Raw genomic sequence first — 20,982 nt, forward strand, 5'->3', positions numbered from 1 at the left:
ATAAGATTTGTATTCGTTTAAATTTTTACATTTTAAACCGAAGGTTAAAATTAGCGGTAAATCACCACCTTAATTAATTGAATTACTAATTGTTATAACTCAATCCGCCACGTATTATTTTAATAATCGAAAACTATTTCTTCACCAACCTTTAGCTTGAATCGTTTTCTACATAGATATACGCAAAAATACAGGAAAGGGGTATCTAGAAATGCTATAATTATCTTAAAAATAAAGCCACTAATTACAAGCCCTTTAAAGAGACTCCATGGCAAAACTTCGAAAATACATAACAAACCTACCACCACGAAAGTGTCTATAAACTGAGATAAGAATGTTGAAAAATTATTACGGAGCCACAAATGCTTTCCTTTAGTTAAATTTTTCCAGAAATGATAAATAGCTACATCTATATATTGCGCAAGCAGGTAGGCTATCATGGAAGCTAAGACCGCAATGGGAGACAAAGCAAATACATGACTAAAAGTATCATCCTGCACAGGGGAACCTTCAATAGCAGGAACATAATTGGCCAATAAAACAATCCCCATAGAAAAGAACGACGCAAAAATACCTGCAGTAACTACTTGGTTCGCTTTTTTCTTACCATACATTTCTGAGATAAGATCTGTAATTAAAAAAGTAATAGGGTACGGCAAAATACCTACAGAAACCTCAAATAAACTTGCGCCAAAAATTGTTACATCTCCAAAAGGTTTCCAATAGAAAAACTTTTGAAAAATAAGATTAGACACCACCAGAGAGGTAATAAACAATGCTGCTAAAAATAAATATAGTTTAAAAGCGAACTTTTTATCTGCTGTAGTCATTTAAATAATCTACTCTTATTTTATACTTAACACAAAAGGCACCCTAGCTTGCACCCCTTCTTGACCCATTGCCGCTTTCACTTCTTTTAGGATTGAATACGCTTCTAAACCAAGTTCTTCACGAATAAAATCTTGCTTAATTTTAGAGCTAGCCCCTCCATAATCTTCCATGAAACGCTCAAAACCAGACTTATATTTTGGAAATATTTTTATGCCATAACTAGCAACATCAGCCAATTCTGCTGCGCCTTTAATAGCGTCATCTAAACTCCCTAATTCATCTACCAAACCAAGATTCTTGGCATCAATTCCACTCCAAACCCTACCTTGCGCCATACTATCTGCTTCTGCCACGGTAATTTTTCTTCCTTCCGCCACACGCTCTAAGAACGTATTATAAGTGCCTTCTACACTTTCTTGCATCATATTTCTAAATCCGTCTGTCATAGGCTCAAACAAAGAGTAATCTACTGAGTTCTTATTAGTCCCTACTTGCTCTGCATTTATCCCTATATTTTCAGCTAATTCTGTCGCATTAGGAATAGTACCAAAGACCCCAATTGACCCTGTTATTGTTGTAGGCTCTGCAAAAATCTTATCTGCACCTACCGCAATATAATATCCTCCTGAAGCCGCCACATCTCCCATAGAAACCACCACAGGCTTAATTGCTTTAGTAAGTTCTATTTCTCTCCAAATAATATCGGAAGTTAAGGCACTACCTCCTGGAGAGTTTACACGAAGTACAATTGCCTTAACAGCATCGTCCTCTCTTGCTTTTTTAAGTGATGAATTAATAATTCCTTGACCTATTATATCTGGCCCACCTTCTCCGTACAAAATCTCACCTTGCGCATAAATTACAGCAATTTTATCATCACCTTTATACAACTTGGTTTTATTTGCCGTATCAATATAATCTTCAAGAGAGACATAATTAATATCTTCCTCTATCGCTATTTTTGCCGCATTTTTAAGTTTATGCTCATACTGATCAAAAAACAATACGTCATCTACTAAACCAGATTCTTTTGCCAATTGTGGCATTCTACCTCCTAAAGTATCCGCGATAACATTTAAATTCTCAGAAGACATATTTCTGCTTACCGCAATTTCATCTACCATGGAACCCCAAAGAGAATTAAGCAATTCTTTTATTTGAGTTCTGTTGGCTTCACTCATTTCATTAGTCAAATAAGGCTCTACAGCACTCTTATATTTTCCATGCCGAATAACCTCCATTTTAATTCCTGTTTTCTCTTGCAAGTCTTTATAAAAAAGAACTTCTGAAGAAAGCCCCTTAAAGTCTAATGAACCTACTTCATTTAAAAACAAACTATCTGCGACAGATGCTAAATAAAAATCTTTCTGTACATATATATCGGCATAGGCATATATAAATTTACCCGAAGTTTTAAAATCTTCTAAAGCGTTACGAATGGCTTGTGTTTGTGACAAACCCGCAATTATAAAGTTATTATTAATACTAATCCCTTTAATCTTGCTATCGTTTTTAGCAACTTTAATTGCATGTATGATTTCATTTAAACCCTGCGCTTGCTGAAACAAACCTGCAAAAGGATCTGATTCATCACGACCTACATAGTCTTGTACCGGATTTTGTATTTGAATTTCTAAAACTGAGTTACTTTTAATTGTTTTTTCACCATCTTCGCTGCCCAGAAGTGCTGCAAAAATTAAAAACATCCCAAATAAAACACCAAACGCAATTAAGCACCCTATAATGGCTGCTAAAAGATTTCTTAAAAATTTCATTAAAATTTCGTTATAAATTCGCCACAAAGATAACTAATGTTAAATTGTTTTATTTATTTTGTTCCGCTATTATGAACAACCCCAAAATAATATATTTATCGTTAGGTAGTAATCTTGGCAACAAGCTCTACAACCTGCAAAGCGCAATTTTCAAAATTTCTGAAGATATTAGCGCGGTTGCTGCTATTTCCAATGTGTACGAGAGTCCGTCTTGGGGCTTTGAGTCTGAAGATTTCTATAATTGTTGCATTGCTTTACAATCCAACATGCTACCAGAGCTTGTGCTCCAGAAAATACATGCGATTGAAAAAAGCTTAGGTCGCGTTAGAAATACCACAGAAGGTTATGCTGCACGAAGTATTGATATAGACATACTTTATTATGACTATGACATCATCAACTCTAACACCCTAACATTACCACACCCAGCATTACAGGATAGAAAGTTTGTTTTAAAACCGTTAAGTGATATTGCCCCGCAATTTTACCATCCTATATTTAATAAAGATACGCGCAACATGATACAGATGTGCCGTGATAAAAGTACGGTTACGAAAACTAATTTAAAGCTATATAAAACGCGTGAATTACTTTTCTCCAAACTAAACTTTATTGCCATTGAAGGTAACATTGGAGCAGGAAAGACAACGTTAGCAAGTAAAATATCGGACGATTTTAATGCCAAGTTAATTTTAGAACGCTTTGCAGACAACCCTTTTCTTCCTAAGTTTTATGAAGATCAAGCGCGTTATGCCTTCCCGTTAGAAATGTCTTTTCTAGCAGAGCGATACCAACAGTTTACAGATGACACTTCACAATTTGATCTTTTTAAGAGTTTTATGGTGAGTGATTATGATATCTTTAAATCGTTGATTTTTGCCAAAGTAACCCTACAGGAAGAAGAGTTTAAACTGTACCGAAAAGTTTTTAATTTCATGCATAAAGAAGTTAAAAAACCAGGGTTATACGTTTACTTATATCAAAATACAGAACGCCTTTTAGAAAACATCAAGAAAAGAGATCGCGATTACGAACAAAATATCCCTTCTGATTATTTAGAAAAAATTAATCGTGGGTACTTAGATTTCATTAAAAGTGCTCCCGATCACAATACTTTAATTATTGATATTAGCGAATTGGATTTCGTTCAGAAAGAAAAGGATTACAATTTTATTGTAGACCAAATAATTGAATGCAGCGTAGGAGTAAATAATTAAGACAATATTCACATTTTATTTGCATAGTTAGAATGGTTTTAGTTAATTGCATCTATTAAAACTGCAATTAAGCAACGTTTAATTGCTGGTTTTAGAACTAACTAACTCAAACTATACAAAAAACCCTAACTGAAAAGTTAGGGTTTTTTATATCTCTAATTTGGAAAGCTAATTACACTTTTAACTTCGCCCATAAATCCCAAATTACCACACCTACACTTACGGAAATATTTAAAGAATGTTTTGTACCATATTGGGGAATTTCAATAACTGCATCGCTACTAGAAACCACTTCTTGAGAAACCCCTTTTACTTCATTCCCAAAAATTAAGGCATATTTTTGGTCTTTAGACACTTGAAAATCATTTAAAAAAACAGCATTCTCTGCCTGTTCAATAGCTAAAGTGGTTACTTTATCTTTCTTTAAAGACTTAATCACCTCCATGGTATTTTCTGCGTACTCCCAAACCACACTATCTGTTGCTCCCAAGGCTGTTTTATGAATATCTTTATGAGGCGGCTGGGCTGTGATACCACATAGGTATATCTTTTCTATTAAAAATGCATCGGCCGTTCTGAAAACAGAACCTATATTATTTAAACTTCTAATATTATCTAGAACAATAATCAATGGAGTTTTATCGGCTTCTTTAAATCCATCTACATCTAAACGCTCTAGTTCACTATTCTTTAATTTTCGCATGTTTCTTAAATCAAAAACTTATTTCAAAATATCAACAATAATGTATATTCCCTAAAGAAAATAGTACATTCGTTTTTCATTATTTTGATGCAAAAATAGGTTAATTATATAGCTTTTGGCAAAGACAGAAAAAAAGAAGGTAACTCCTTTAATGAATCAATACAACACCATCAAGAAGAAATATCCTGATGCCTTGTTATTGTTTCGTGTAGGTGATTTTTATGAAACGTTTGGAGATGACGCTATCAAAGCTTCACAAATATTAGGGATAACACTTACCCATAGAAATAATGGCGGTGAAAAAACAGAATTGGCAGGGTTCCCGCATCATTCTGTAAATACCTATTTACCTAAATTAGTAAAAGCAGGACATCGCGTGGCAATCTGCGATCAACTTGAAGACCCTAAACAAACAAAAACCATTGTCAAGCGTGGCGTTACAGAATTAGTAACTCCCGGAGTAGCTTTTAATGATGATATTTTAAATGCAAAAAGCAATAATTTTCTTGCGGCCATACATTTTGGAAGAAAAGGCATAGGCGTTGCATTTTTAGACATCTCTACTGGAGAATTTTTAACTTCTGAAGGCACAGAAGACCAAGTAGATAAACTATTGCAAAACTTTGCCCCCAATGAAATTCTAGTCTCCAAGTCTCATAAAAAAGAATTTATAGACACGTTTGGAAAGCAATTTCATACTTTTTTTATGGAAGATTGGGTTTTTCAAGATTACTATGCTTTGGAAACACTCACCAATCATTTTAAGACTAAAAGCTTAAAAGGTTTTGGCGTTGACCATTTAAATCTTGGTATTACGGCTGCAGGAGTAGCCCTGCATTACCTTACAGAAACTCAGCATAGGCAATTGCAACACATTAGTAAATTAGAGCGTATTGCAGAAGAAGAGTACATTTGGATGGACCGCTTTACCATTCGTAACCTAGAATTATACCACGCCAACAATAGTAATGCGATTACGCTACTTGATATCATAGATAAAACAATTTCTCCTATGGGAGGGAGAATGTTAAAACGTTGGCTAGCCCTACCGCTAAAAAATATTGAAAAAATTAAAAGAAGACATGAAGTTGTTTCTTATTTAAAAAGCAATGAAACCATACACACCAAACTTCAAAACCATATAAAACAAATTGGAGATTTAGAGCGGTTAATTTCTAAAGTCGCTACTGGTAAAATTAATCCCAAAGAAGTCATCCAATTAAAAAATTCTCTTGAAGCAATTGTACCCATCAAGCAACTGTGCGTGCAGAGTAAAAATGAGGCCGTAAAATTTATTGGAGACCAATTGCATGCTTGCGATTTGTTGCGTTCTAAAATTAAGGAGATGATTCATGAAGAAGCTCCTGTAAATATGCTTAAAGGCATTACCATAGCCAAAGGTTATTCTGAAGAATTAGACGAATTAAGAGGCTTGGCCTTTTCCGGCAAAGATTACCTCAACAAAATGCTGGAGCGAGAAACAGAACGTACTGGTATTAGTTCTTTAAAAATAGCCTCAAATAATGTATTTGGATATTATATTGAAGTACGTAATACACATAAAGATAAGGTTCCTGAAGAGTGGATTAGAAAACAAACACTCGTAAATGCAGAGCGGTATATTACAGAAGAATTAAAAGAATATGAGGGCAAAATTTTAGGCGCCGAAGAACGAATTCTGACTTTAGAACAAGAACTATTCGCGCAACTTATTATGTGGATGCAAGAATATATTTCTCCGGTACAGAATAATGCTTTTCAAATAGCGCAATTAGATTGTCTTTGTGGCTTCACCCAATTAGCCAAAGAAAACAACTATACCTTACCAATTATAAATGATACGACAGAAATTGAAATTATCAATGGCAGGCATCCTGTTATTGAAAAGCAACTTCCGTTAGGTGAAATTTATATTGCCAATGACGTTATTTTAAATAGGGACGAGCAACAGATTATTATGATTACTGGTCCTAACATGAGTGGTAAATCTGCCATTTTAAGGCAAACAGCACTTATTGTACTTCTAGCTCAAATGGGAAGCTTTGTTCCTGCAGAACAAGCCAAAATTGGCTTTGTAGATAAAATATTTACACGCGTTGGTGCTAGCGACAACATCTCTATGGGAGAATCTACTTTTATGGTAGAAATGAACGAAACCGCCTCTATCCTAAACAACCTCTCTGAACGTAGTTTAGTACTTTTGGATGAAATTGGTAGAGGAACGAGTACCTATGATGGTATTTCTATCGCTTGGGCAATCTCTGAATACTTACACGAACACCCTGCGCGAGCAAAAACCCTATTCGCTACCCATTACCATGAAATTAATGAAATGGCCACCACCTTTGAGCGTATTAAGAATTACAATGTTTCTGTGAAGGAGCTTAAAGACAATGTACTTTTTTTACGTAAGCTTACACCAGGTGGCAGTGAACATAGTTTTGGAATACATGTAGCAAAGATGGCCGGAATGCCACAACAGGTAATTACTAAAGCCAATAAGATTCTAAAAAAACTAGAAAAATCGCATTCTAGTGAAGAACTCACCGGAAAATTAAAAGATGCCCAAGAAGAAATGCAATTAAGTTTCTTCAATTTAGATGATCCATTGCTTCAACAAGTCAAAGAAGAAATTACTCATTTAGACATAAATACGCTTACTCCAGTAGAAGCTTTGATGAAATTGAATGAAATTAAACGTCTTTTAACCAAAAAAGAAAATGCTTAAGCTAAAATCAAAAAAAGCTAAATAGCTGTATTTTAATGCATAGCAAACGAACAAAAGCAGTTAATTATTTTTTTTAATTCTTTTCTGCTTTTTTTCTTTGGTTTTTATAGAATTATATTAAATTTGCATCCGCATTTGGAACGAATGTGAAGTTCTTTAAAATAAAACATCAACTGCGAAAGTAGCTCAGGGGTAGAGCATCACCTTGCCAAGGTGGAGGTCGAGGGTTCGAATCCCTTTTTTCGCTCTGTATTAAACAGTATATTTGTATACGTTTAAACAATGATCCTAGCCGTAGTGGCAAATAGGCTCGAGTGGTGGAATTGGTAGACACGTTGGACTTAAAATCCAATGGACATTAGTCCGTGCGGGTTCAAGTCCCGCCTCGAGTACAAGAACCCTTGTTAATCTTATGATTTTCAAGGGTTTTTTATTTCACATCAACTTTAATTGATAAAGTCTGTAGCCGTAAAGAGCTGGTAGTTGAGCACACTTAACAATTTTATCTGTCAGCTACGACTAAAAAATCCCTAAGTATAACCCATAACCTTTATTTTTGTAATTTATAGCTGTACAATACACCCATTAAATTCTATGCAAAATCATAAAATAACTCAGAAGGTAAAAATACTCCCTATCGTAATTTTCTTCCTTATTGGCTTACGCCATCTACAAGGACAACAATCTTTAGAAACACAGCCTTTTTCTGATTCTACAGAAACTACATGGCAGTCTTTCAAATATGATTTAGGCAGTGTTTTTGGAGGCGTAGGCTATTCTTACACCAGACCCTTACATTGGCAAGGCAAACAATGGGCTACTCTTGGAGCTATCACTGCAGGAACAGGAATACTTTATATTTTTGATGAAGAAACTTCTAATTTTTCGATACGCCAAAAAGAAGGAATTCCTGAATTTATAAGAGACTACGGAAGTGAATTTGGGAGTCCACAATACAACTACATGTTTACCGGAGGAGTCTACTTAACAGGCTTAGTCACCAAAAACGAAAAATTAAGACGTACTGGAGTTCTCTTGATCGCGTCTGCTACTTCCGCCGGACTACTGCAGCAATTAACCAAATCTCTTGTAGGTAGAGCACGTCCTGTAAGCGGAAAAACAAAAGATACTTTTGATCCTTTTAATCCTAGTAGAAATTTTCATTCTTTTCCTTCCGGTCATACCATGTTAGCTTTTACCAACGCCTACGCTATTGCAAAGCAATTTAAAAATCCGTGGACAAAAGCAGGTATTTATACCGTAGGGCTCATCCCTGGTGTTTCTAGAATGTGGGACGGCCAGCATTGGTTAACTGATGTAGCACTAGGAGTAGCCATCAGTATCTTCACTGTAGAATCTATAGATAGATATCTTGATGGACGATACGATGAAAAGTATAATGATCAGTCTAAGAAAGTAAGTTGGAATTTAGACTTAGGACCAGGTAAAATTGGAATTGTTGGTCGGTTTTAATCCAAGAAATTATAGTACCCTAAAAATTACTAGTTATCCTATTTTATGCTAGAAGAGCTTGTTAAAATTGATCAAGACATTTTTTTATATTTAAACGGACTTGGCACACCTACCTGGGACGGATTATGGATATACCTATCTAGAACATTAAGCTTTGTTACTATTCCTATTTACCTATTCATGCTATATTACACCTATAGAAGTTTTGGACTCATAAAAACCATCTATATTGTAATTACAGTAGTAGCACTACTGCTAAGCACAGAACAACTATCCATTATTGTAAAAAACAGCGTAGCCAGATTAAGACCTTGTCATGACGAAGAAATTAGTCTTCTCATGCGAAATGTAAGAAATCATTGTGGCGGTAAATTTGGGTATTTTTCTGCCCATGCAGCTAACTCTTCAGCCTTAGCGGGATTCTTTAGTTTACTTTTTTACAAAAAAAATAAATTGATACTTTTAGGATTAACATCTTGGGCACTCCTTGTCAGTTATAGTCGCATTTATCTAGGAGTACACTACCCTTTAGATATCATTACTGGATTAACTGTTGGCACAACATTGAGTCTCCTATACATTTTTCTACTCAAAAAACTACCTATTTTCAAGAGCTCATATTTTATTTAAGGCATTATTACCTTGCAATAAAGTAAAGAATGCGATGCAGTTGGTGTAACAGTTTACGTGAATTTTACATTTGACAAATACTTCTAAAAAAACTACTGAGAATTTTATTTTAAGTTTATTTTGGCTACCTTATCTGAATAACTATTTCTTACTAGTATAAATTACCATTCAATAGCTTCTATAACCTTCATAAACACTAATTATTGAGCACCAACATCAGTTAAAAAAGAAAAAGCAACAGATACTTTCCCGTATTCATTTGCTTCCCTTACCACCTATTGAAACACCTAATCACTTTAAATAATAAATAGTTGAAAAAGGATTCTATTCTGTAATTCCTAAACTCCATACTTAACAAATTAAACATGAAAATTGTAATCCTATCCGCAAATCAAAATCTGTATTCTACGAAAAGACTCATTGAAGCAGGTGAAAAAAAGGGACATGAAATGGTTGTCGTTAACCATACTAAATGCGACTTAGTCATTGAAAAAAAAAGACCTTGTATTGTTTACAAAGGAGAAGAAATTACTGATGTAGATGGCGTAATTCCTAGAATTGGAGCTTCTGTAACTTTTTATGGTACAGCTGTTGTTAGGCAATTTGAAATGATGAAAGTCTTTACCGCTACGGAATCTCAGGCATTGGTACGATCTAGAGATAAATTAAGAAGCTTACAAATTTTATCTAGAGCAGGATTGGGCTTGCCCAAAACCGTTTTTAGTAATTACTCTAAAGACGTTAGCGGTGTAATTGATAAAGTAGGTGGCGCACCCCTGGTAATAAAACTATTAGAAGGTACTCAAGGTTTAGGTGTTGTTCTAGCAGATAATCGAAATTCTGCTGAATCTATTTTAGAAGCCTTTAATGGGCTACAAGCACGAGTTATCGTTCAAGAGTTCATCAAAGAAGCAAAAGGCGCAGATATTAGAGCTTTTGTTGTTGACGGGGTTGTTGTGGGCGCTATGAAAAGACAAGGTAAAGAAGGTGAATTTAGATCTAACTTACACCGTGGAGGTACAGCCAATATTATAGAATTAACAGATGAAGAAGAAAATGCAGCTCTTAAAGCCGCTAAATGTTTAGGCTTAGGTATTGCAGGTGTAGATATGCTACAGTCTTCTCGTGGCCCATTAATATTAGAAGTAAATTCTTCTCCCGGATTAGAAGGTATTGAAATTGCTACTGGAAAGAATATTGCAGGACATATTATAAAATACGTTGAAAGAAATGCCGAATAAAAAAATTAGAGTTCTAGGCCAACTTATCTTACCTGGTGAAACACATCAATTATCGCTAAATATAGCAAAACTACATAGAGGCTCTACTATAGAAGTACCTGTTATAGTTTCAAGAGCTAAAGAAAGTGGCCCAACACTATTACTAACCGGCGGTATTCACGGTAATGAAATTAACGGTGTTGAAATTGTTCGAAAAATTATATCAGAAAAATATCATATTCCCACAGCTGGCATGACTATTTGCATCCCTGTGGTGAATGTTTTTGGATTTCTAAGCCAAACCAGAGAATTTCCTGATGGTAGAGATTTGAATCGTGTTTTCCCTGGAAGTCTACGCGGATCACTTGCCAGCAGGTTTGCGTACCATATCGTAAAGGAGATTGTTCCACATATTGATTACTGTATCGATTTTCATACGGGAGGCGATAGTCGTTTTAACGCACCGCAAATCAGAATTGGAAAAAATGATGCAGAAAGCCTAGAGCTAGCTAAAATATTTGGCACTAGATTTATCATTACCTCAGCCAAAAGAGAAAAATCTTTTAGAGAGACCTTAAATAAGTTGAACAAAAAAGTACTCTTATTTGAAGGAGGAAAATCTTTAAACATCAATAATGAAGTTTCTAAAATTGGCCTAACAGGTACTCTTAAAGTCATGCAGCAATTAGGGATTCGTAATTTTCAAAAAGAAATAGCCACTCTAAAACCGCTGAAAGAAACTACCTATTTGGTGAGCGACTCTGCATGGATAAGAGCAAAATTCTCCGGCCTTTTTCACCCAACAATACAACTAGGGCAGTTTGTAAATGTTGGAGATAATTTAGGAAGCCTGTCTGATCCGTTTGGTTATTTTGAGAAAAAACAAAAAGCAACTTTTGCGGGTCACATCATTTGTGTTAATCAATCACCTATCGTTAACCAAGGAGATGCTATTGTACATATTACCAAAAATGAAGCCCTATAACTTAACTTTTGCAAAACTTAGGTAAATACAAAAAAGGCTCAAGAAAATTATTCTTGAGCCTTTTGTATTTACAATTCTGAATCTTCTTAAACAACAAGCTTTCCGTTAAGACGCTTATCTATCTTACGCTTAATTACCGTTAAACGCTTCATAACGTCCATTAACTCTGTATCTTTACTTTCCTTGTATATTTCGTTAAGTGCCAATATCAAGGTTTTTGCTTCTCTTGAAGCCTCTACTCTATCGCTAGTTGTCATACCTGACATTTTTCGCCCTTCAAATTCTAATGCTTTTTCTAATACATCCATAGCTACATTTTTTAAATCTACCTTGTCTATAAATTCATTTTGTTCAAATACAACGATAATTTAAGACCCTTTATTATAAAATTCAAACATATTTTAGTTCCACAATTAATGCAAATAAATAAGGTCAAAAGTATAAAATCTTATAAACAAATCTACAAAATACCTAATTATACCAAACCATGAAATTTGCAATTAGTAATATTTTAACCCTATTTGAATATAAGAAGATCTTATCAATCTAATATAAGTTAATTAAATATAACTAAAAAAACTATTGCTTGAGATTTTTTATTACCCATTCTAGCTCTGGATCTTCATTCTCAGCTCTATTTTCTTTATTGGGAACAATACGCACGTCTGGCTTTATACCATACCCTATTTCTTGATTTTCAAAGGGAGATTGTATGTGCAACATTCCAAAACTTACCGTTACTTTTGAATTTGGCAATTGAATAAACTTACTAATTCCCGCAACTGTTCCGTTATAATGCCCGCCTGTCTCTTCGCCCACAAATGTAGCCCTACCCGAGCCTTTTAAGGCCGTTGAAAGAATTGAAGATGCAGAAAAGGAATTTCCATTAATTAAAACATATAATGCTCCATCAAAATGGAGCTCTTTTGGCTTTTTATTCTCTTTAGATGTTTTAAACTTATAATATAATACACCATTTTTCTTATGCGTTCTTGTATATTCTAACGGTATGGTAACCGGTGCCACAATAACACCAAGCACATTTAACAAAAAGGGACTTCTACGGGATATAAGTCCTTTATGAAAAGGAATTCTGGTTTTACTTTCTCCCTTACGTATAAATTGATGCTCTTTATCTGTTAAGTACGCATACAAAAGAGCTATCTCATCTAATCTACCTCCTGTGTTATCTCGGAGATCTAATACAAGTGTATTAGCTTTAGCCGATGCTATCTTTTGAAAAGATTCTTCATAAAAATTAGAGTACGGACCATTTGAGAATCCTCTGATTTTCATATACGCTATCGTACTGTCTTGCTCTAGAAACCTAAAATTACGCGTGCACTGGTTTTTACTTTTGTCAAAACCATATTTAGAATTATCCTTTCTCCTAATTTTATCTAAACGCTTTTCATCCTTCTTTTCTTGCTTTGCTAGCACAAGCTCTTTTACGGTAGAGTCTTTTGGCATTTTCTTTACATTTGAAGAATCTTTCGGAATAGTCCTCAGCATTTTTGTGAAAATAGAATCTTTATGCCTAAGTTTTAACTCCAAGCTATCTAACCGTCCCTTATCTCGTAAATAGAAACCCGAAAAACGCAAGGCAACAAACCTATCTTTAAACGTAGTATTATACCCATCTGAAGAAAATACATGCTGGTAATTAGACACCAAATCATCTATAGGCTCCTTATTTACCGCTAATACTTCTGCTCCTACAAGCGTACTATCTAAACCATAATTATCTCTTATTAGAAAGGCATCATCCACCTTTTCAAAAGCAACATCATAAAATTCAAATTTATCTTTTCTACGAAGTTTACGTTCTTTTTTTGTAAATCTTAGAAATGGCGGACTTATAGAAATATGACCTTGTCTCACCTCTGAAACTACAGGCGCCAACTTCTTATAAAAATCAGTACTAGCCATTGGCGCGTCTATGGTTCCTTTTAAGCTGTCAAATTTACGATCTAAATCTTCCTCTGTTATAAATTGGTACAATCTGGGATGTAGCTTTTTTAATTTGGCATAGACATGATCTACATCTTGGTGCAGCTCCTCTACTGTATGCAATTTTGTAATTTGACGGTTATAGCTCTTTATACTCACACATGATGTGATCACCAAAAACAATAAAAAAATTAAACATTTATATCTCATAAATACACTTCTAAGTGTCACCCTATGCTACAGAATGATTTGTAAAACTATAAACCCTGAAATTACTATTTTACTTGAAAAAGACTAACAGAATAAGGTTTTAATTATCTTTATTCCTAAGTTTATAAAATATGCTTAAAAGAATTCTAAAAGTAATTGCCGTATGTATCGTGTTATTTTTTGCGATACTACTTAGTTGTAATTACATTATTGATGTGTCTACAGAAGAAGAAACATACACATCAGTAGAAAAAATACCGGCCAATAGAGTTGGCCTAATTTTAGGAACCGCGAAGAAGCTTGTATCCGGTCAACCCAACCCCTACTACACGCATAGAATTACAGCTACCATAGCCTTATATAAGGCTAATAAAATAAAATTCGTACTCGTAAGTGGAGATAACGGAAGTATTTATTACAATGAGCCTAAAGCCATTAAAAAGGATCTGGTAAAAGGCGGAATTCCTGAAGACAAAATATTTTTAGACTATGCCGGATTCAGAACGCTAGATTCCATGATGCGCGCAAAACATATTTTTGGACTAACTAGCGTTACAGTAATTTCTCAAGAATTTCACAATGACCGAGCCATTTACCTAGCGCATAAAAAAGGCTTAAAGGCCATAGGGTTCAATGCCAAAGACATCACCGGAAAAAACGGCTTCAAAGTACAAATACGAGAATATTTTGCACGTGTAAAAGTATTTTTGGATCTACTAACAAATAAGCAACCTAAGTTTTACGGCGAAAAAATTGAGATAAAATAAGCTATCAATTATCTCAATAAGACAGGCCGAATTTCAATGACCGCTACAAATCTATTAGTTCAACTCATCATAGTTTAGCACGGTAATTAAAGTTCTATCATTCTGGTTATGCAAGAACTCTAAGCAATAAACACCATTTTTACATTGGTTTATCACTAGGTTTTCTCCATATCCAATGTATTCTGCTACATTATCAGTCGCCACACCTTTACTAAGTAGGTAATTTTTAACGGCTGTAGCTCTGTCTTGTGACAATGCTAAGTTTCTAGAATCGCTTCCACGGCTATTGGTGTGTGATTCTACCTTAAGTCTAATATTAGGAAAATTCACAACGACAGCAGCCACCTTATCTAATTCTGAAGCAATTGCAGGTGTAATGGTACTTGAACCCTTAGCGAAATAGAATTTCTGTAATTTGATGACTGTTTTATTTTCTTTTTCTTCTACAACATCTTGAATAAAAGGCAAACCAATTTTTACATTTTGCGTAACAGCTTTTACTTCTTCCTCCTGAAGGAACTTTTCATAAAAACGTCCGTGCCCTTTCTTATACGCTTTTACAGCATAGCCTTTTCTAAACGGAATTTCGAATTCATAATTACCTTCAGCATCACTAACCGCTTGCTTAAGAATATTTTCATCCTCATCTAACAAGGTGATACTAGCTTCTTCTATAGCACGGTTATTAGCTGGATTCACAACTACGCCTTTAATAACGATAGTTTTTAAACCTGGTTTTTCCGTTACTTTAAAACCATAAATATCATCCTTACCCTTACCTCCTTCTCTATTAGAAGAAAAATATCCTACATATAGATTATCTGCTTCGTTCTTTTTAATGATAAATCCGAAATCATCATAGGTACTATTAATTCCTTTACCAAGGTTCACAGGAGTGCTAAAACCATCTGCAGTTATATTTGAAGTATACATATCCATACCTCCTAGACCGTAAAAAATATCAGACGAGAAAAACAAACTACCTTCAAAGATAAAAGGTGCAATTTCATTCCCAGAAGAATTTATTTTTGGTCCTAAATTAATAGGAGCAGACATAATTTGCCCATTATTTGTATGTACGTAGTAAATATCTGTACCTCCAAAACCGCCTTCAAAATTTGCTGCAAAATAAAGCTTGCTTGTTGCTGCTTCATAGTATGGGTAATAAAAAGAAGTACTTAAATCTCTTAGTAAATATTCAAACTTTCCTTTTTCACTCACCAATCCAATGGCCAGCGTATTTTTACCTTTATTATCAAAGAGTAAATTATCACCATCTGCATTTGACAGCATATAGATAATACCTTTTAATGCTTCAGAATAAAAAGGGGTTGCCTTATGGTACTTAGAATTTGCTACCCTTTTAAATACTGTAGGAACCGTCACATCTCCATCTGCTTGTACTTTTCCAGAATAAATATCTAAATACGATTCTCCTGAAGGCTCATAGATTTTTCCTTTAGCTTTAGTACGACCGCTAGTAAACAGCAATTCATCTTTATAAAATGCAGGAGAAAAATCTGCTTGCGGACTATTTAAATAACAATTAAAAAGAAGAAAATCTTGTTCTTTATTGGTATTATCCTCTAAAATTTCAAAGTTAAAGTCGGCGTTATCTTTTAATTCTTTAGAAAAGAAATTAGAAAAATTCTCCGTATAACTTGTAAATTCTTGCCTGCTTTTAGTTTTGCTAATAGACAGTAACAGTTTATTAATATAAGGAGTAGCTAGCGTAGTATCTTTCTGATATTGCTTCTCGTATAACTGAGCAGCCTTCGTATAGTTCCCGACTCTCAAATAAGAATCTGCAAGGTTTAAATATTGCTGATTAGAGAGGCTATTTTTAGACAACTCTTTGGTATACTCCTTAATAGCATCTTTATAGGCATACTCAAAAAAGAAATAGTCGCCTTTAGATTTCTTCTGTGCATTGGTAAATGCACTAAACATCAGTAAAAATAATAGGATGGCTTTTAGTTTCATTTTCATGCTTTAGTATTAAAAGAATCTTGGTGTATCTATCTGTTTTGGTTTGCCTTTGGTATTCCCATTATTTTTATTCTTTGCATCACCACCTCTTCCAAAGAAGAATTTAAGAACTACTTCATGTGACCCGTCATTATAGTTAGAAAAACCATTTACAGAGTAATCATAAGAATACCCTACATACATACTATTGGACAGCTGCACTCCAGCTAAACCACTCACTGCATTATCAAACCTGTAGGCAGCTCCTAAGGTTACAACATCACTAATTAAGAAATTAGTAGAAATATTCGCATTTAACGGCAAGCCTTCTAAATAGTTTAATAGTACAGCAGGCTTGAACTTAAGTTCGTCTGACAACTCAAAAACATACCCTCCAATAAAATTGAATTGAGGCTTATCTTCAATAAACACAGAAACCTCATCATTGTAAACAATATCGGTCAAGAAATTCGGAACAGAAACACCCGTATACCAGTTATCACCATATAAAAATAGTCCAGCCCCTATTGTTGGATAAAACTTGTTAAAGGAGGTTTCTGAGTTAAGAAGCGGTTCTCCCATAACTTCAAAACTACCTTTATTATAATCCACATTCAACAAAGAACCACCCGCATCTACTCCAAAAGAGAGTTTTGCATTATCGGAAACTTTTATTTGGAATGAATACGCTACATCAAAATATGTTTGTGTAGATGGCCCTAATTCATCATTGATAATATTAAATCCAAGTCCGTTTTTTTCATTAGAAAAAGGCAAATTAACCCCTAAACGCATACTAGTGGGCGCCCCATCTACAGAGATCCATTGTGCTCTATAAGAGCCTGTTATTTCCGTATTTTCTACGGTACCTACATATGCTGGATTAAAACTCCCAATATTATACATGTATTGTGTGTACTGAGGCTCACGTTGGCCATAGGAAAAGTTTAGCGCTCCTAGCAATAGCACAAGTACACTACCTATTTTTATATTCAAATTTTTCATTTTAAAAGTGCTTTGCATATTATCTAATAATTTGAATCCACCCTTTGGTTATTGGTGACGAATCACCTAAATTCAATACGTAATAATATGTTCCTTTTGGAAGGTCTCCGTTTTTACTCGTCCCACTCCAGTTATTTTGATAGCGTTCTGCTTTAAATACTTGATTTCCGTAGCGGTCAAATATTTCTATGCTATTGTTTGGGTAGCTTTCTATACAACTGATCGTTAAGGAATCATTTATTCCATCGCTATTTGGCGAAAACTGATTAAATAGCACACCACATTCACGATCACATGCTCCTGCAGAAGTGTTAGGAATACAAGGATTAAAATTTCCAGGATCTAACTGATCTACAATACCATCCGAATCACTATCAAGTGTATTAGAATCTAAAGCATCTATAATGCCGTCATTATCTTCATCTAGCGGATTTTCCAAATCGTCACCTACTTCAATAGCATCTAAAATACCATCGTCATCAGAATCTACATTATTTGGGTTGGTCCCTAGTTCATTTTCCTGACTATCTGTTAGTCCATCTTCATCAGTATCTAAAATACATTCTACCACGGTTACGGTAATCGTAACAGAAGCATCTGAACAAGGAGCAACGGCAGTATCTGTTGTAAATGTAAAGGTGTAATTACCTTCCGGAGCATTTATAAAATCTACAGTATCTGTTCCAGTAATTGTTAATCCATTGGTAGGGTCAGACGTGACTACCCATGTTCCTGAAACATTTTGAGTAAGTCCTGTATTTAAATCTATTACATTCGGAAGATCTGCACCGGCAACATTGCATACATTAAGCAGTGTTGTTGATGCCTGAACTACAGGTTCATTACTAATGGTTGCGATAACCGGAATACGATCTGAAGGACAACTCCCCAATACTGCTTCTGCATAATAAGTAGTTGTCTGTGTTAAGTTTGGCGTTGTAAATCTACCCGTATTTTCCTCTAATGGCGTTGTACTATCCATAGTAGCATACCAATTGATAACACTACCTGCCGTTGCTGTTGCTTCTAAAGTCATAATCCCTTCAGAACATAAAGCATTTTCTGTTGCTGCTATTTCTGGCTTTTCATTGACTACAAGTGAAACAGATAGTACTGGACTTGCACAATCATCATCACTATCATCTGGAGTTCCTTCATCATTTAAAAAGAAAGCATAAAAGGTACCCTCTTGGGAAACTACCGTAGAGGTTAAGTACACATCCATTCTGGTATAATCATTACTTCTACTCCAAACCAATCGCGTACCAGCTGGCGCTGTGCTATCTGTATATGCTGCTAAATCTTGACTTATCGTTTCCCCATCAACCACACAAAATTCTGTTGGCACATCCGTATTTAACTGAGGAGGTGTGTTTCCTGCATCACAAGGAGTACATTCTGTTACAAAAATAGTAACCTCTATACTCTCTACAGGACAAGAAGGTGCACCTGCATAACTTGGTGTATACGTATATATATAGGAGCCAGATGGCTGCCCGAAATAATTTACTCTATTTAACCCATTGATGGAAGTACTCTGACCCAAAGGGGCTTCTATTAAATTCCATACCCCACCGGTGGTTTCTCCCGTAAGGGCCGAGTCCAAATCTAAAGTTGTACTAAAAAAGCCTTGATTACACGCTTGATTATTACTACTTAAAGTCCCTAAAGAAGGAGCAGTATCAAAACTAATGGTTGGTAAGCTTACAACTGGAGAGATACAAGCGTTTCCATTTTCTGTACCATAATAGAATCCGTAAAAATTTCCTCCTGAAGTAATAATTGAAGCATCTAGAAATGAAGCTTCATCGTCTGGATCAGGAGTAGCGTCTGTACTCCAACGTAAAGTGGTTCCGGACGGAGCTGCTCTTGTTACAAAACTAGATAAATCTACCTCAATCCCTGAACAATATCGTGTAGGGATATTATTTATAACTGGCGGAGCTGTTGCTCCAGCGCTACACCCATCATTGTCTACTAAGGTAATTAAAGCATCACTACTAGAATTCCCTGCTATTGTAAATTCTGTATTATCTGTACTTGTTAATCTAATTTGCACACTTTCATTCCCTTCAAATAAGGCATCATCCGTAGGAATTAAAGTTAATTGAGCAGTTCTAACACCATTTGGAATACTGACATTGGATCCAAGATCTGTATAATCTGTACCTGAAGTTGCGGTACCGCTGAAAACAAAATTAACCACCACATTTCCTCCTGTAGTATTTACAGAACCTAAATCTATTTCAAAAACACCTATATCATCTGCTGGTGTTCCTTCTGTTGCTATGGCATCTGTTGCAGTTACAACTACGGTAGACTGTGCAGACATGAAGAGTGGTAAAAATATAAATCCGATGACAAGTACTACGCGCGTAAAATAATTGGCACAACTAGTCCTATCAATTGGTTGGTATAGGGTATTCATGGTTATAGTGTTTTATTTCTTAGAAAAACAAAAATCTCTCTAATTTTTGCTTCATTTAAAATAGACCCCAATATTACTCAAAATATTGATTATTAAGTCGATAAAAGAGGTGAAATACCTCTTTTATCGGTATAAAAAATAACTCAAAAGAGTTTAAACAATTTCAGCAGATTTAGCTTCAGCACTTGAATCTATTTTCTTCACCAAACCTTGCAAAACTTTTCCTGGTCCTACTTCAATAAACTGAGTAGCACCACCTTTAATCATATTCTGAACACTTTGCGTCCATTTTACAGGAGCCGTTAATTGAGAAATAAGATTTTGCTTAATTTCTTCTGGATCCATAATTGCTGTTGTGCTTACATTTTGGTAAATAGGGCACGAAGGTGTATTAAAAACAGTATTTTCGATTGCCGCTGCCAACTCTTCTCTAGCAGGTTCCATTAAGGGAGAATGAAAAGCACCACCTACCGGTAACATAAGCGCTCTACGAGCACCAGCTTCTTTCATCTTCTCACAAGCAATAGTAACCGCTTCTACTTCACCAGAAATTACCAATTGCCCTGGGCAGTTATAGTTTGCAGCTACAACAACACCAGGTACTTCTGCACATATTTTTTCCACGACGTCGTCTGCCAATGCTAGAACTGCAGCCATAGTACTCGGCTGTAATTCGCAAGCTTTTTGCATAGCTAAAGCTCTTTGAGAAACCAATTTAAGTCCGTCTTCAAAATTTAAGGTTCCGTTTACTACCAAAGCAGAAAACTCCCCTAATGAATGCCCAGCAACCATATCTGGTTTAAAAGCATCCCCCATCACCTTACTCAATATAACAGAATGAAGAAAAATAGCTGGTTGCGTTACTTTTGTTTCCTTTAAGGCTTCTGGAGTACCTTCAAACATAATGTCTGTAATACTAAAGCCTAAAATTTCATTTGCTTTTTCAAAAAGTTCCTGAGCAACAGGATAATTTTCATAAAGGTCTAAACCCATTCCTACAAATTGTGCTCCTTGCCCCGGAAAAATATATGCATTCATCGTTTTAATTCTTTTAATTATGCCGCAAAAATAGTGATAATATTTATTTTGAAT

16 protein-coding genes and 2 tRNA genes are annotated in these 20,982 nt (G+C 35.0%); 9 read left to right on the forward strand and 9 right to left on the reverse strand.

Features of this window, described 5'->3' with window-relative positions; genetic code table 11:
* Nucleotides 1-119: 119 nt before the first annotated feature.
* Both BLQ19_RS00790 and sppA read right to left on the reverse strand, forming a co-directional pair.
* Nucleotides 120-830: a queuosine precursor transporter gene (locus BLQ19_RS00790; protein WP_025615908.1), complete on the reverse strand. Its 711-nt coding sequence runs from the start codon at nucleotides 828-830 to the stop codon at nucleotides 120-122.
* A gap of 15 nt (nucleotides 831-845) precedes the next feature.
* Nucleotides 846-2,606, reverse strand: a complete 1,761-nt coding sequence (sppA, locus tag BLQ19_RS00795) for a signal peptide peptidase SppA (protein ID WP_025615909.1) — start codon at nucleotides 2,604-2,606, stop codon at nucleotides 846-848.
* Between the two features lie 71 nt (nucleotides 2,607-2,677).
* Between sppA and folK the strand changes: the two genes are divergently transcribed.
* A complete protein-coding gene (folK, locus tag BLQ19_RS00800; protein WP_074537103.1) occupies nucleotides 2,678-3,823 on the forward strand; it encodes a 2-amino-4-hydroxy-6-hydroxymethyldihydropteridine diphosphokinase in 1,146 nt (381 codons plus the stop codon).
* Nucleotides 3,824-3,995: 172 nt separating this feature from the next.
* Here the strand turns inward: folK and BLQ19_RS00805 are convergent, their stop codons facing one another.
* A complete protein-coding gene (locus BLQ19_RS00805; protein WP_074537104.1) occupies nucleotides 3,996-4,526 on the reverse strand; it encodes an RNA methyltransferase in 531 nt (176 codons plus the stop codon).
* A 151-nt stretch (nucleotides 4,527-4,677) separates the two neighbouring features.
* Between BLQ19_RS00805 and mutS the strand changes: the two genes are divergently transcribed.
* The 7 genes from mutS (at nucleotide 4,678) to BLQ19_RS00840 (ending at nucleotide 11,562) form a co-directional block, all read left to right on the forward strand.
* Nucleotides 4,678-7,254, forward strand: coding sequence for a DNA mismatch repair protein MutS (gene mutS / locus BLQ19_RS00810; protein ID WP_139150189.1), 2,577 nt, complete (start codon nucleotides 4,678-4,680; stop codon nucleotides 7,252-7,254).
* A 175-nt stretch (nucleotides 7,255-7,429) separates the two neighbouring features.
* A tRNA-Gly gene (locus tag BLQ19_RS00815) sits at nucleotides 7,430-7,501 on the forward strand.
* 61 nt (nucleotides 7,502-7,562) lie between these two features.
* Nucleotides 7,563-7,646 (forward strand) — tRNA-Leu (locus BLQ19_RS00820).
* Nucleotides 7,647-7,848: 202 nt separating this feature from the next.
* Nucleotides 7,849-8,727: a phosphatase PAP2 family protein gene (locus BLQ19_RS00825; RefSeq protein WP_074537106.1), complete on the forward strand. Its 879-nt coding sequence runs from the start codon at nucleotides 7,849-7,851 to the stop codon at nucleotides 8,725-8,727.
* A 45-nt stretch (nucleotides 8,728-8,772) separates the two neighbouring features.
* A complete protein-coding gene (locus BLQ19_RS00830; protein ID WP_074537107.1) occupies nucleotides 8,773-9,357 on the forward strand; it encodes a phosphatase PAP2 family protein in 585 nt (194 codons plus the stop codon).
* Between the two features lie 365 nt (nucleotides 9,358-9,722).
* Nucleotides 9,723-10,598, forward strand: a complete 876-nt coding sequence (gene rimK / locus BLQ19_RS00835) for a 30S ribosomal protein S6--L-glutamate ligase (protein WP_025615914.1) — start codon at nucleotides 9,723-9,725, stop codon at nucleotides 10,596-10,598.
* Nucleotides 10,588-11,562, forward strand: coding sequence for a succinylglutamate desuccinylase/aspartoacylase family protein (locus BLQ19_RS00840; protein WP_083332154.1), 975 nt, complete (start codon nucleotides 10,588-10,590; stop codon nucleotides 11,560-11,562). Before rimK ends, BLQ19_RS00840 begins: the two co-directional genes overlap by 11 nt.
* An 86-nt stretch (nucleotides 11,563-11,648) precedes the next feature.
* Here the strand turns inward: BLQ19_RS00840 and BLQ19_RS00845 are convergent, their stop codons facing one another.
* Together BLQ19_RS00845 and BLQ19_RS00850 are read right to left on the reverse strand one after the other, a co-directional pair.
* Nucleotides 11,649-11,870: a hypothetical protein gene (locus tag BLQ19_RS00845; RefSeq protein WP_024481817.1), complete on the reverse strand. Its 222-nt coding sequence runs from the start codon at nucleotides 11,868-11,870 to the stop codon at nucleotides 11,649-11,651.
* Between the two features lie 271 nt (nucleotides 11,871-12,141).
* Nucleotides 12,142-13,635: a S41 family peptidase gene (locus BLQ19_RS00850; RefSeq protein WP_175444385.1), complete on the reverse strand. Its 1,494-nt coding sequence runs from the start codon at nucleotides 13,633-13,635 to the stop codon at nucleotides 12,142-12,144.
* Nucleotides 13,636-13,853: 218 nt separating this feature from the next.
* Between BLQ19_RS00850 and BLQ19_RS00855 the strand changes: the two genes are divergently transcribed.
* On the forward strand, nucleotides 13,854-14,489 hold the full coding sequence (locus BLQ19_RS00855; protein ID WP_025615916.1) for a SanA/YdcF family protein: 636 nt from the start codon (nucleotides 13,854-13,856) through the stop codon (nucleotides 14,487-14,489).
* 54 nt (nucleotides 14,490-14,543) lie between these two features.
* Here BLQ19_RS00855 and BLQ19_RS00860 read toward each other — a convergent pair whose 3' ends face one another.
* The 4 genes from BLQ19_RS00860 to fabD all read right to left on the reverse strand — a co-directional run bounded on the left by BLQ19_RS00860 (nucleotide 14,544) and on the right by fabD (nucleotide 20,928).
* On the reverse strand, nucleotides 14,544-16,478 hold the full coding sequence (locus BLQ19_RS00860) for an OmpA family protein (protein ID WP_254788163.1): 1,935 nt from the start codon (nucleotides 16,476-16,478) through the stop codon (nucleotides 14,544-14,546).
* A 9-nt stretch (nucleotides 16,479-16,487) separates the two neighbouring features.
* Nucleotides 16,488-17,462 (reverse strand): PorP/SprF family type IX secretion system membrane protein, encoded by a 975-nt coding sequence (locus BLQ19_RS00865; protein WP_226989962.1) that lies wholly within the window; start codon nucleotides 17,460-17,462, stop codon nucleotides 16,488-16,490.
* A 19-nt stretch (nucleotides 17,463-17,481) separates the two neighbouring features.
* Nucleotides 17,482-19,890, reverse strand: a complete 2,409-nt coding sequence (locus tag BLQ19_RS00870; protein WP_083332155.1) for a T9SS type B sorting domain-containing protein — start codon at nucleotides 19,888-19,890, stop codon at nucleotides 17,482-17,484.
* A 153-nt stretch (nucleotides 19,891-20,043) separates the two neighbouring features.
* A complete protein-coding gene (fabD, locus tag BLQ19_RS00875; RefSeq protein ID WP_074537110.1) occupies nucleotides 20,044-20,928 on the reverse strand; it encodes an ACP S-malonyltransferase in 885 nt (294 codons plus the stop codon).
* Nucleotides 20,929-20,982: the final 54 nt, after the last annotated feature.

Source organism: Cellulophaga baltica (assembly GCF_900102165.1).
GTDB lineage: Bacteria > Bacteroidota > Bacteroidia > Flavobacteriales > Flavobacteriaceae > Cellulophaga > Cellulophaga baltica.